Below are 13,772 nucleotides of genomic sequence, written 5' to 3' on the forward strand. Positions count from 1 at the left end.
TTCGGAGCCTGCCCCTGACGGCCGGCTCCGAGGGACCTACCCTCATCTCTCGTGCAGTTCCGCACCTCCATTGCTGTCGGTGCGTTCGTGGCACACGATCATCGGCATAGCGCACAACGATCATGTCGCCGGATGCTTCACGACGTCGCCAGCGCTTGGCCCACAGGTCGATGACGTAGTGCAGGTAGATGTTGGCGAGGAGCGGTGAGGTTACCGAGCCCTGACCAGTGCCCCTGTCATCGATGATCACGACTCCGTCTTCGAGGATGCCCGCCCTCAGCCATTTCTGGATCAGGCGGATGATGCGCTTGTCGCCGACCCGATGCTTCAAGAAGCGGACCAGCCATTCCTGGCTGACCGCCCTAAAGAAGTTTTGGATGTCGGCATCCATGATCCAGTTCACCCTCCGCTCGCTGATCGCGACGGACAAGGCATCCAACGCATCGTGCGGACCCCGTCCGGGTCGGAACCCGTATGAGAAACCGCAGAAGTCACCTTCGTAGATCGCGTTGAGCACCATGACCGTTGCACCTTGGACGATTTTATCTTCCAGGGCTGCGATCGCCAGCGGCCGCCGCTTTCCATCCGCCTTCGGTATGAACGTCCGGCGAGATGGTTGCGGTTGGTACATTCCCCCGTGAACTCGTGCTTGCAGGCCCCTGAGCCGAGGCTCAAGGTCTGCCTCATAGTCCTGCCATGTTATGCCATCCACGCCAGCGGCAGCTTTGCGACTGAGCGCGTAGAATGCCGTTCGAAGTGCATCGACATTGATGTGGTGGAGAAGTGCGGTGAACCGTTCCTTTTTCTTTAGCCTTGCGACTTTCCGTACGCGATCCAGCGACTGGGACATGCGCGCCCGGCTCTGTGTCCGGTGCATGCGTTGCTGATCCGCGTTCCCCTTGGTCCCCGGCCTTGGCTCCACCAACTCCGCTACCGGCAACCCGGTTTTGTTCGTCGGCTTCATAGCTACTATGCCGAAGTCCCAGACTTCTCCGTGTCGTGCATCAGCGGCGACGGCTCCTCGCCTTCCCGCTGCGGACCATGTACCCAAAAGGGGTCATGGCCGACCGGAGATCTCCCGGTTCCCGTACAAGGAGCTTCCATACATGCCAGGGTCTGCGACCACGCCGGGCCAGACGGATGCTCGCGATTGCGCACCCGCCCGTGTCGCCTTCCGCACAGTTGACGGCGTCGGCACCCGGGATAACACTCTTACGCGGCTCAATGGCTGGCCTGTATGCTCTCCTACCGACGCTTCGCCCACACCCTCGCGGATGCCTGCGCACGGCTCGGGACCGATGTGGCTCGCTACGCCTTTAACGTAATGGACTTTCACCATCTACTCCTTGCCGGTCTCCCGGCGCACCAACTGTAATGCTAGGCTTGACACGTTTTCTCCTTAACTTCGGTTCCGTCACGCATACCATCCGGATAAGCTTCCACGGCTGCGACCGGGCCCCCGACTAGCTTCGTACCCGTATTGGCGCATTTGCGAGCGTATTAAAGCCGAATCGATGAGCGTCACGTAAGATCTTTGACAGCAGAACCAACCGTTTAGTGCAATTGCGTAGGCTTGATGCTTTCGTCGCCAAACCAGTGCCTTACTTGGGATCGGGGGCGCAGAAATGACCCAGCATGAACTTCCGCGGGTCGACACGGGTTTGCAGACTTTTTTCGATCTCCAAAAATCCTCAGCTATGATGGCGCCAAACCTGTCCGCCATCCGTCAAAATGTCGTGCAACCCCTGTCGGGTTTGTCGGGTCCGCGACACTATGATGTTCCGCGCGGCGTCATTCGAGCTATCATTGACGCCATTTGAGTTGAAGCTCTTTCCTCTTTTGGGAGCTGGGGAGTTGGCACGGTTCCTGCTTCTTAGCGACTGTCGCAACAGCCCTATGGGCATCTGGAAAAGTGGAAAACAATGACGACCGACATGTCATCTTGTGGTGTGATTGAATTAACCCGCGCCGAGGCGTCTAAAACTTGTGGAGGAATTGTACCGCTCCTCGCAGTTGCTGCTGCCGCAGCAGGGGGAGCCTGTTTCGGAATTGTTCTCGTGTATGGCATATCCGCCGCACTTAAATTTATTGGCAAACACCATTAGAGCCGAAATTCGCACTTGGAGCGATTTTGCCGGTGCCTCGAAGCCTTGATCTCGTTCGGCACCGGCTTGCTCCGCTGCTCGGCGGTCGTTGCAGGTCCTACTGACCCGCAACAATCCGGCCGAGGGCAGCAGAAGATGAGGTATGAGGCATCAATTAATCACGAAGTAAGCCTGCAACTTGCGGTGGATGACTGGCTCGGTTCTGGCAGTGGTTAATTGATAATATCGAAATACTTCCATGTTTTTGAGCGGTGACTTGGCGCATGAACAATATCCAACTTACTCCTGAAACCGCCTGCTGCACTGCGGAGAGCATCATGTCGCGGCGATCAGGTCGATCTTTGGTCATCTATAAAGTGACTGTGCTCTCTGTGCTTGCGGCATTCGTGTCGCTGCCACTCGTGAGCATACCTGTCTCTGTCCAAAGTGCGGGGAGAATCCGCCCCGTCATCGAAAAGACGCCCTTGGTCGCACCCGTCTCCGGGCGGATCTCACACATCCTTGCCCTTGAGAACAGCCGGGTCGCCGAAGGGCAGGAAATCCTCACCCTCGATGATGATGTGGTTGAGGAAAAGCTTATGGCTCTTAGAGCCGATATTCGCGCTAAGACCGATCTTGCCAGTGACCTCGAGGCTCTGATCTCGGCCGGCGCCGCCACCGGCCCGGTCCGCCTCCTCACCGAGTCAGCCACGGCCGAGCGGGCGCATTTTCTCAACCTGCTGCGGGAGAACGAGTTTGCCCGCAGTAATGCCGCGGCGGAATTCGCCCGCGCTAAGCGACTCCTCTCAGTTGCTACGGCGCCCGCGAAGGCCGTAGACGAAAAGGCTTTCGCTCTCCAGAGCACTGAGGTTCAGGGCGAGATTCTAGCCAGGCGCAAAGCCGCTGAATGGAACCAGCGGCTCTTCGACACTAACCTGCGCCTTAAGGAACTAGTGGCCACCTTGCATCAGCTTGAGAATGAACGGGATCTGACGCGAATCCGGGCTCCGGTGTCAGGAGCCCTCGAGCAATTCTCCGGCCTCAGCCCCGGCAGCTACGTCCAGGCGGGGCAAACTGTTGCTTGGGTCTCGCCGGGCGGCGAAATGGTGGCGGATATCTATGTCTCCCCCAATGACATTGGCTTGGTGCGGCCCGGCCAGTCGGTGCGGCTCCAAGTAGATGCCTTCAACTACAATCAATGGGGCTTGATCGAAGCAACCGTGCTCGACGTGGCGCAGGACTTCACACTCCTAGACGATAGGCCGATCTTCAAGGTCCGCTGCGCGCTCTCCCGCACTCATCTCGCGCTCAAGAACGGGGTGATCGGTCACCTGAAGAAAGGCATGACCGTGCGAGCACGCTTTCGCGTGGCCGACCGAACTCTCCTGCAACTCCTCTACAATGGGGTCGATGATTGGCTAAACCCGCTCTTGACGGGCCGCTAAACCTCATTTCCCACACAGCCCAGAAAGTCGCCATGTCGAGCAACGTCAGTAAGTTCAAGCAGCGCGACATCACGGATTGCGGGGCCGCCAGCCTTGCTTCTGTCGCAGCGTTCTATGGTTACAAGCTGCCATTGTCGCGCATCCGGCAACATGCCTCGACCGACCGCGCCGGCACCACCGTGCTGGGCCTCATGGAAGCGGCCCAGAAGCTAGGCTTCATCTCCAAGGCGGTGAGGGGCGGCTTCGACAGCCTGTACAAGATCCCGAAGCCCGCCATCGCGCACGTGATAGTCAAGGAGGTCCTGCACCATTTTGTCGTAATCCAGGCGATCGACGCGAAGTGGGTCACTGTCATGGACCCAGCCTATGGCGAAATCCTAAAGCTGTCGCACGAGGAGTTCAACACGCTATGGACTGGCGTCCTGGTGCTCCTGGTTCCGGCAGACACCTTCAAGCGCCACGACGAGACCACCTCACCCCTCGCCCGCTTCGCCCGACTGCTTGCGCCATACAGGGCGGTGATGGCGCAGGCTCTCGTCGGGGCGCTGGTGACGACGATCCTCGGCCTCTCGACGGCCATCTACGTCCAGAAGATCGTAGACCATGTGATCACAGCGGGCAACCGCAACCTGCTCAACGTCATGAGCGTCGCCATGCTGCTGATCCTGGTGTTGCAGGTCCTGATCACTCTCCTGCGGAACCGGCTCGTCCTGCAAACGGGACAGAAGATCGATGTCGACCTGATCCTCGGCTACTACAATCACATCTTAAACCTGCCTCAGAAGTTCTACGACAGCATGAGAATGGGCGAAATCGTCTCCCGTATGAACGATGCGGTGAAGATCAGGAGCTTCCTGAATGACGCCTCAATCAACATGTTCGTCGATGTGCACATGACTCTGTTCTCATTGGGGCTGATGTTCGTCTTTTCGTGGAAGATCGCATCGGTCGTGGCGGTCTCCATCCCACTGTACCTCTTTGTCTATTGGACGACGAATCGGCTGAATCGGAAACACCAGCGCGCCATTATGGAGAATGCCGGTGACCTGGAGGCGCAACTGGTGGAAGCGCTCGGAGCTATCTCCACAATCAAGACCTCCGGCATCGAAAGCTTTGCCAGCTTCAAGATCGAGACCCGCTTCATCAAGACGCTGCACTCAGTCTATAGCTCCGGGCTAATTTCGATCTTTGGAGACAGTGCCTCAACTTTCCTCTCGACGCTATTCACCATCGTGCTGATGTGGTTTGGGACGACGCTTGCCCTCGATCAAACACTCACACCCGGCGAGTTACTATCCTGCTATGCTTTGCTCGGCTATATCACCCGGCCGATTGCCAGTCTCATCCAGACCAACCGGATCGTTCAGGACGCATTCGTCGCGGCAGATCGCCTATTCGACATCTTCGACCTGGAGCAGGAGACGAACGGCGGCGGCATTGATGCCACAAAGTCCCACCTTGGTGATATCCGCCTGGAGAATGTCACGTTCCGCCATGGCTCTCAGCGGGAGCTTTTCCAGGATCTTAGCCTCACTTTCGGGCGGGGCGAGATGACGGCCGTGGTGGGGGAAAGTGGCTCAGGCAAGAGCACCCTTGCGGCTCTGCTGCAGAATGTGTATCCACTCGAGAGTGGCCGCATCCGGATCGGCTCCTATGCTCTCCAGGATCTCTCGACGGTATCCCTGCGCAAAGTTATCGCAGCGGTGCCGCAATCGGTCGACGTGTTCTCTGGCTCGGTGATCGAGAACATCGCACTTGGCGCATTCGATCCGGACATCGTGAAGATCCTACGAATATGCGATCAAATAGGGCTACGAGAGCTCATCGAAAGCTGGCCCAGCGGTCTCCAGACCCATTTAGGCGAGAACGGTATACGCCTCTCCGGCGGCGAGAAGCAGCGCCTTGCCTTGGCTCGGGCTCTCTACCGGGATCCGGAGATCCTGATCCTCGACGAAGCGACCTCCTCTCTCGACTCGGTCGCCGAGGCTTTCATCCTGCGGGTGGTTGAGGATCTGCGTCATGCTGGTCAGACCATCATCGTCATCGCTCACCGACTGAGCACCATTTGTAGGGCTGACAAGATCGTAGTCTTAGACAAGGGTCGGGTCGTTGAGGAGGGAAAGCATATGGATCTGCTGAGAGCTGACGGCGCTTATGCTGCTTTGTGGCAGGCGCAAATCGGGGAAACCTCTGAGTTTCAATCCCGGAGCGTCTCCCCTTTTGTTTGAATCTTGCTGTGATCATGCATCTCTGTGGAGTGACGGAACCGAATTCTGTTGTTGGACACGGGAGAGCTTGCTTGTTGGTGCGTAATTAGCAACCAAAGTGACAAGAACAAAAGGAGACAAGAAGATTCCGCCACCGGTGGAAAGATGTCCTTTGCAGGACGACGGATGGGCGAGTTCGCGTGGTTGTCTTGATACGGTCGTCTATTGCGATCATGTCGCCGGTTAGATTGTTCTGCCTCATTCTTCTGGTCCATAGTGGGAGGGGCCACGCGGGGCGCTCCCGGAGAGAAGCGCGATACTGCGAAGACGTCAATCATCATAGCTACGGACAATCAGAAGGTGCTTGACCTCACCACGCCGAACACAGAAGACAACCAAAACTGGTCCAGTTTGAAGGGCTCAGATCAGTCGAGGGATCTGTGCTCGGCGCTTGCCCGACACGGCTCTGGTAATCACACATTGCGGGCCGTTGCGGGCGCGACGACCGTAAAGTGGATCGTTGCGCACCGTGTCGGCTCTGATCGGATGCCGCATCCCCCTCAGCGCCGCCGATGCCCGCTTAGCTGGTCAAGCTTTTACTTTTCGCGGCCAGTCCGGCCGCAACGCCTTAGTGTCAAGACGCATGACCTGAGCTTGCTTCGGTCGTCAAAGCATCGAGCGCAATGAGGAGATTTCGATCAAGGCCGTCAAACGTATCCCAGCGTACGCCCCATGTATCGATGCGGTGGATGTTTGTTATTCCTACTATCGATTTTACCGATCTTGCCGGATGCTATTAGAAGATCCTGAATGAAGGCGCGCAGGCGGGTCCGTCCTCGTGATTACTGCGTCGGCTGGGTGCCGGGACGAAGTCGGAGGGAACATGTGCGGGATTGTGGGTATCGTCGGGCAGCAGCCGGTCTCGGAGCGGCTGGTTGATGCGTTGAAGCGCCTGGAATACCGGGGATACGATTCGGCCGGCGTTGCGACGATCATCGACGGTGCCTTGCATCGCCGGCGCGCCGAGGGCAAGCTCGTCAATCTCGAGGCGAGACTGAAGGAAGAGCCGCTGAGCGCCACCATCGGGATCGCCCACACCCGCTGGGCGACCCATGGAGCGCCCAGCGAACGCAATGCCCATCCGCATTTTACTGATGGCGTCGCCGTCGTTCACAACGGCATCATCGAGAATTTTGCCGAGTTGAAGGACGAGCTTTCGGAGTCGGGTGCCGAATTCCAGACGGAGACCGATACCGAGGTCGTCGCCCAGCTCCTGGCGAGATTTCGCCGCGACGGCCTGGGACGGCGCGAGGCGATGCATGCGATGCTGAAGCGGGTGAGGGGCGCCTATGCACTCGCTATTCTTTTCGAAGACGATCCATCGACGATCATGGCGGCCCGCAACGGCCCGCCGCTGGCGATCGGTCATGGCAACGGCGAGATGTTCCTCGGCTCCGATGCCATCGCCCTGGCGCCCTTCACCAATGAAATCACCTATCTGATCGACGGCGACTGGGCGGTGATCGGCAAGACCGGGGTCCATATCTTCGACATGGACGGCAACTTCGTCACGCGGCCGCGCCAGGTGTCCACGGCCGCCGCCTTTATGGTCGACAAGGGCGATCATCGCCATTTCATGGAGAAGGAAATATACGAGCAGCCGGAGGTCATCTCCCATACGCTCAGCCATTATATCAACTTCATCGATAATCAGGTGCTGCCGGTTTCCCACGATATCGACTTCGCCAAGGTGCCAAGCCTGGCGATCTCCGCTTGCGGCACGGCTTACTTGGCCGGGCTGATCGGCAAATACTGGTTCGAGCGCTATGCCCGACTGCCGGTCGAGATCGATGTCGCTTCCGAGTTCCGCTACCGCGAAATCCCGCTGTCTCCGCAGTCGGCGGCGCTCTTCATCTCGCAGTCGGGCGAGACCGCCGACACGCTCGCATCGCTCCGATATTGCAAGGAACAGGGCCTGAAGATCGGCGCTGTCGTCAACGCCTGCGAGTCGACCATTGCCCGGGAGGCCGATGCCGTCTTCCCGATCCTCGCTGGCCCGGAGATCGGCGTTGCCTCTACCAAGGCCTTCACCTGCCAGCTTGCTGTTCTCGCTGCGCTCGCCATCGGCGCAGGCAAGGCGCGCGGCACAGTCACCGATGATCAGGAGCAGGCGCTGGTGAAGAGCTTGACCGGGATGCCGCGCATCATGAGACAGGTGCTGAAGAGCATCAAGCCGAAGATCGAGCTCCTGTCGCGGGAACTGTCGATATGCCGTGACGTGCTCTATCTCGGCCGCGGCACGAGTTTTCCCTTAGCGATGGAGGGCGCGCTGAAGCTCAAGGAGATTTCCTATATCCACGCCGGAGGCTATGCGGCTGGTGAATTGAAGCACGGTCCGATCGCGCTGATCGATGAAAACATGCCGGTCATCGTCATCGCCCCAAATGATCGGTTCTTCGAAAAGACCGTCTCCAACATGCAGGAGGTGGCGGCTCGCGGCGGACGGATCATCCTGATCACCGACGAAAAAGGGGCAGCCGCATCGAAACTCGACACGATGCACACGATCGTGCTGCCGAACGTGGACGAGGTCATCGCCCCGATGATCTTTTCCTTGCCGCTGCAGCTTCTCGCTTATCATACGGCGGTCTTCATGGGCACAGATGTCGACCAACCGCGCAATCTCGCCAAATCGGTCACCGTCGAATGATTGTGACGCTTTCATAGCTCGCTCGGAAAACACCAACACCTTCGTATTTAGATATCAACGCTCGGATGGAGATCCAGATGACGAAAATTGTTCGGTGCAATTTCGGGAAACTCGCGGTCGCCGTAACCATGGCAATCGCCATCCTTACTTCGGCAGGTCGGGCGATTGCGCAGATTAAACATGGCAGCCCGATCGAGCTTGCTCAAGTCGACATCAGCACCGCCGTCCGGCAGGACATCGTAAACGAAGTTCGTATAGCCGGCTCTCTCACGCCCGTTCGACGTTCGACACTGACATCTCGGGTATCCTCGACAATCAGTGAGCTGCCCGTGCAGATCGGAGACGTGGTCAAAGCCGGCGACCTCCTCGTCCGTTTTGATACGGAAGCTCTCGGATCAGCCGTGACGGCGCGAAAAGCAGAGATGGATGCCCTTAATGCCCAGGTCGAACTCGCTGAGTCGGTATTTAAGCGAAACACCACGCTGGGTGAACGAGGCGCGGCATCGGAGGCGACGGGGCTTGCAGCGCGGGCCAACGTGCTCAATCTTCGCGCGCAGCTCAGAGTGAAACAGGCTGAGGTCGCAGATGCCGAACGATCGCTCTCCTATGCGGAATTGCGCGCCGAGTTCGATGGCATCATTGCTGCGCGTCCGGTGGAACAGGGACAGACCGTGCCGCTGAACACTGAAATGATGACTATTGTCGAGCTCAACCGGATGGAAGTTGACGCCGGGGTTCCCACAAGCCGCATCCCGCTCGTTCGCCCCAAGCAGCCTGTAGAGCTGACAGTAGAGGGCTTTCCCGGCCGGACATTCCCTGGAGCGGTCGTCCGCATCTCGCCCACCGCGGTCGCCGGATCCCGTGCCGTGCGGGTATTCATCGCCATCGATAACAACGACGGCCTGTTGCGAGGCGGGATGTTCACCACCGGCATCCTCAAAGTCGACGACCAGAAGGATGTCATAGCACTTCCGGCGGCCTCGATCCGGTATGACGCAGTTGGGCCTTTCGTTCTCAAGGTGGAACGAGGGGTTTTGCGCAGACAACCTGTCGAGGTAGGCAGGAGTTGGAGCGACCGGAATCTTGTGCAGGTATCGGGGGTGAACGAGGGCGATGTTATCGTCAGCGCCCCCTTGCCCGATCTGGTCGCCGATACACGGGTGACCATCGAGGGCACCTGACGGATGTTTCTTACGCGTATAAGCGTCAACCATCCTGTCTTCGCCACGATGATGATGGTGACTATCCTTGTGCTTGGCCTGTTTTCATATGGCCGGCTCGGCGTCGACCACTACCCCGAGACCGACCTCCCGATCGTCGTGGTCGCGACCACCTACACCGGAGCGTCGCCGGTATCAGTCGAAAGCGAGATCTCACGACCGATTGAATCGGCGCTCAACACCATTGGCGGCATCGACAGCATTACCTCGGAGTCCTACGAAGGACGTTCGGTCGTCGTGGTCGAGTTCGAACTTGATGTGGACTCACAGGTCGCGGCGCAGGAGGTACGCGACAGGGTTGCGCGGCTGGGAGCGAAATTCCCCGACGGAGTCGATACCCCTCAGGTCACGCGCTTCAAACCGGACGGCCAGGCAATTCTCTCTGTCGCAGCATCCTCGTCGATCCGGACGCTGCGCGAAATCACCACGCTTGCTAATCGCGTGATCACTAATCGCCTGAGCGCCATATCCGGCGTCGGCCAGATTTCACTGGTTGGCGGCAGCGAGCGGCAGGTTCTCGTGGTCGTGGATCCTGATCGTTTAGAGGCTTATGGGATCGGTGTCTCTACCGTCATGGATGCAATCCGACGCGAGAACCAGGATCGCGCGGCGGGAACGCTCGTATCCGGTATCAACCAGCGGATCGTGACGGTCGAGGGCCGCATCGCGGATGCTTCAGGCTTCAACAGCATCATCATCGCTCATAGTGGCGGCTATCCCGTCTACCTCTCGAATGTAGCGACGGTTCTCGACACAGGTGGTGAAGTGACCAGTCTTGCAAACTATCAGAGCATGACATCTCTTGGGTTGCAAATCGTCAAGGTCCAGGGCGCGAACACGGTAGAGGTGGCGTCCGCACTTCGCAGGGAAATCTCTGTGTTGAACGCAGAACTGGCAAAGGAGAACGTCCGGCTCACCATCACACGTGACAATTCCCGCCCCATAGCCTCTCAGGTTTTCGAAGTTGAGCGAACGCTTATCGAAGGCGGTGTTCTGGCTGTGCTGATCGTGTTCGTGTTTCTGAACTCCTGGCGATCCACGGTCATCACCGGCCTCACGCTCCCGATTTCAGTCATCGGCACATTCGCGACCATCTACGCTCTCGGCTTCACGCTGAACATCATGACGCTGATGGCACTCTCCCTGTCAATCGGTATTCTCATCGACGACGCGATAGTCGTTCGTGAAAACATCACCCGCCATCTCCAGATGGGCAAGGATCATGTCAGGGCGGCGCTCGATGGCACCAACGAGATTGGCCTTGCCGTGCTGTCGACTACACTTTGCATTGTCGCGGTGTTTCTGCCTGTCGCCTTCATGGGCGGGCTGATTGGTCGCTTCTTCCTGCAGTTCGGCGTTACTGTCGCCGTGGCCGTGGTAATTTCGCTCTTTGTGTCCTTTACTCTCGATCCGATGCTGTCGAGCGTTTGGTACGACCCCCAATCTCAAAAGAGTGCCACGCGAGGTTTCTTCGGTCGGATGATTGAGCGATTCGATCAATGGTTCGAGAGTCTCGCGAGCCGCTATCGCTCTGTCATTCACTGGTCATTCGACCATCGGAAAACGACGATTGCTGTTGTCGTCGCCATGTTCGTTGCCAGCCTGCTGCTTGTGCCGCGCATCGGTACTGAGTTTTTGCCGCCAGCCGACCAGGGGGAAGTGAGCATATCGCTCGAAGCCAACGAGGGCGCTTCCCTCGATTATATGGCCGTGAAGGTCGGCCAGGTCGAACGAGTGCTGCGGGATTTCGATTATGTCTCCTCGACGTATTCCACTATCAATTCAGGCGCAGTGCGCGGCTTCAACCGGGCTATTGTGGCCGTGCAACTTGTGCCTAGCGATCAACGGAGGCTGACGACAGCGGAAACCATCGATCCCATCCGTCAGCGGCTTGCCACGATCGCAGGCCTGGAGATCTCCGTGGGACAGCCTTCCGGACTGGGGGGATCGTTAAAGCCGCTGCAACTCTCGGTCCTCGGGGATGGTGACGAGGAGCTGCGACGTATCTCCGATAACATCACCTCAGCGCTCGCGGCTATCCCAGGCGCGATGGAAATCGAATCTTCGATTGAAAATGTCCAACCAACGCTGGGTGTCCGGGTACGCCGTGAGGCGGCCAGCGATCTGGGCGTGTCGATCGCAACGATCGGCGATACGCTCAAGCCTCTCGTCGCGGGCGATGCGATATCCGTATGGAACGCTCCCGACGGAGAGCCCCATGATGTAGTGGTGCGGCTGCCCCCGACCGCCCGGCGGGATGCCGCACAGCTCCGTAATCTCACAATCTCGACCGGCCGTACGGACGACAATGGTAGGCCGATAACCGTCTTGCTGGATCAGGTCGCCGACGTCGTCGAGAGCACCGCGCCTGATGCGATCACCCGCAAGGATCTGTCCCGGGAGGTTCGCATATCTAGTAGTATTGAAGGAAGAGCGTTGGGCGACGTTGCGGCCGATCTGAACGCCGCGATCGCAAAGATGGATATTCCATTGGGGTTTCGCATCTCATTCGGCGGTGACGCGGAGAACCTCGCCGAGGGCACCGCCTATGCATTCCAGTCGCTGGTGCTAGCCGTAATCTTCGTCTACATCATCCTGGCTTCTCAGTTCGGCTCCTTCATCCAGCCAATCGCCATCATTATGACATTGCCGCTATCCTTGATAGGCGTCCTGCTTGGCCTTCTGTTTACGGGCTCGACGCTCAACATGTTCTCGATGATCGGCTTCATCATGCTGATGGGGTTGGTGACCAAGAACGCGATCCTTCTCGTCGACTACTCCAATCTGGGCGTTCGGGAAGGCAAGAGTCTGCGTCAGAGCCTTGCTGATGCCGGAGCGGTAAGGCTCCGGCCGATCGTAATGACAACCCTCGCCATGATTTTCGGTATGCTCCCGACCGCCTTGGGCTTGGGCGAAGGCGGCGCGCAGCGGGCCCCGATGGCCCATGCGGTCATCGGCGGGTTGATATCCTCGACCCTCCTCAGTTTGGTCTTTGTGCCTGTCATACTAACTTACCTCGACGACATGGCCCGGCGCCTCAAACGCTGGCTGGCTCATCCTACAGAGACGAATGCCGCGGCTCAGCACATCGACTTCGATAAGCATAAAAGTCCTATCAGCGGTGTCGCAAGCGATCTTACTGCGACGACACGGATGGGACGTCAGTTCGAGACAGAAAGTAAGTGAGGTCGCATGCATGAAATTTCTCTCGCAGACGGGCCGAGGCTTGTTGGCCAGGAACTCGGCACATCCAAATGGATCACCGTCGATCAAACGATGATCAACCTCTTCGCCGATGCGACCCAGGACCATCAATTCATCCACGTGGACCCGGAGCGCGCAGCGGCCGAAAGCCCGTTCGGCGGCACTGTCGCACATGGATTCCTGACACTTTCGCTTGTGTCGGTGATGAACTTCAGCGGTATGCCGAAAATCCGCGAACAGACCATGGGCCTCAATTTTGGCTCCGACCGCGTCCGCTTCATGTCGCCGGTCAAGACCGGCAGCCGTGTGCGTGGTCGCTTCGTGCTGTCGGATTGCCGCTTTCGCGGCGCCAACATGCTGGTTACCACCTACGAAGTGACGGTCGAGATCGAGAACGAGAATAAGCCTGCACTCACTGCCAATTGGATCGCTATTGTTCAGTTCGATCCCAAGGACCGGCCCACAGGCGTTTGACATCGCCCGTAGCTTAGTACCCCTCCGGCGAAGAATTCAATTACCACTCTTGCGCTGTCTGAATCTGGTTGGCCAGCTCGCTCGAAACGATCAACATCGTTTTGGCGATCGTAAAAAGGACTTTCGGTACAGGCAGTCGTGACGCGAGGCCGGGATCGGTCGGATTCTCAAGGCCAGCCGCTATTGTTCAGATGATTTGCGGCGCGGCGCGGCCCATCCCGTGCTCGCGAAATAACCGCAGCGCTACACCATTACGGCTGTTCGAAAGCAGATGCTTATTCTGCCCGAAAAGAACATGCGGAATCAAACCTCCGTGAGCACATGCCTGCGGCAATGGCGCGCGAAGGCCCTGCGCTAGCGGAGAGGATCATGCGACGTCTCTCGGACATCGATCTTGTGCTCATCCATGGAGACGCCATCTTCGACCA

8 protein-coding genes are annotated in these 13,772 nt (G+C 58.3%); 6 read left to right on the top strand and 2 right to left on the bottom strand.

Annotated elements, in window-relative coordinates; all coding sequences use genetic code 11:
* Both LPU83_RS27840 and LPU83_RS76070 read right to left on the bottom strand, forming a co-directional pair.
* A partial coding sequence (locus LPU83_RS27840; RefSeq protein WP_244656116.1) for a reverse transcriptase domain-containing protein occupies positions 1 to 964 on the bottom strand: 964 nt, incomplete at its 3' end.
* 499 nt (positions 965 to 1,463) lie between these two features.
* A complete protein-coding gene (locus LPU83_RS76070) occupies positions 1,464 to 1,592 on the bottom strand; it encodes a DUF269 domain-containing protein (protein ID WP_483256071.1) in 129 nt (42 codons plus the stop codon).
* An 830-nt stretch (positions 1,593 to 2,422) separates the two neighbouring features.
* Between LPU83_RS76070 and LPU83_RS27945 the strand changes: the two genes are divergently transcribed.
* From LPU83_RS27945 to LPU83_RS28340, 6 genes are all read left to right on the top strand, one after another.
* On the top strand, positions 2,423 to 3,529 hold the full coding sequence (locus LPU83_RS27945) for an HlyD family secretion protein (protein ID WP_374046225.1): 1,107 nt from the start codon (positions 2,423 to 2,425) through the stop codon (positions 3,527 to 3,529).
* Between the two features lie 32 nt (positions 3,530 to 3,561).
* A complete protein-coding gene (locus tag LPU83_RS28040; RefSeq protein WP_024318674.1) occupies positions 3,562 to 5,757 on the top strand; it encodes a peptidase domain-containing ABC transporter in 2,196 nt (731 codons plus the stop codon).
* 862 nt (positions 5,758 to 6,619) lie between these two features.
* A complete protein-coding gene (gene glmS / locus LPU83_RS28095) occupies positions 6,620 to 8,446 on the top strand; it encodes a glutamine--fructose-6-phosphate transaminase (isomerizing) (protein WP_024318675.1) in 1,827 nt (608 codons plus the stop codon).
* 77 nt (positions 8,447 to 8,523) lie between these two features.
* The gene (locus LPU83_RS28310) at positions 8,524 to 9,627 is read left to right on the top strand and encodes an efflux RND transporter periplasmic adaptor subunit (RefSeq protein WP_024318676.1); all 1,104 of its coding nucleotides are present in this window, start codon (positions 8,524 to 8,526) and stop codon (positions 9,625 to 9,627) included.
* 3 nt (positions 9,628 to 9,630) lie between these two features.
* Positions 9,631 to 12,852, top strand: a complete 3,222-nt coding sequence (locus tag LPU83_RS28315) for an efflux RND transporter permease subunit (RefSeq protein ID WP_024318677.1) — start codon at positions 9,631 to 9,633, stop codon at positions 12,850 to 12,852.
* Between the two features lie 6 nt (positions 12,853 to 12,858).
* Positions 12,859 to 13,344, top strand: a complete 486-nt coding sequence (locus LPU83_RS28340) for a MaoC family dehydratase (protein ID WP_024318678.1) — start codon at positions 12,859 to 12,861, stop codon at positions 13,342 to 13,344.
* Positions 13,345 to 13,772 lie beyond the last annotated feature (428 nt).

It is taken from the genome of Rhizobium favelukesii (assembly GCF_000577275.2).
GTDB classification, from domain to species: Bacteria; Pseudomonadota; Alphaproteobacteria; order Rhizobiales; family Rhizobiaceae; genus Rhizobium; species Rhizobium favelukesii.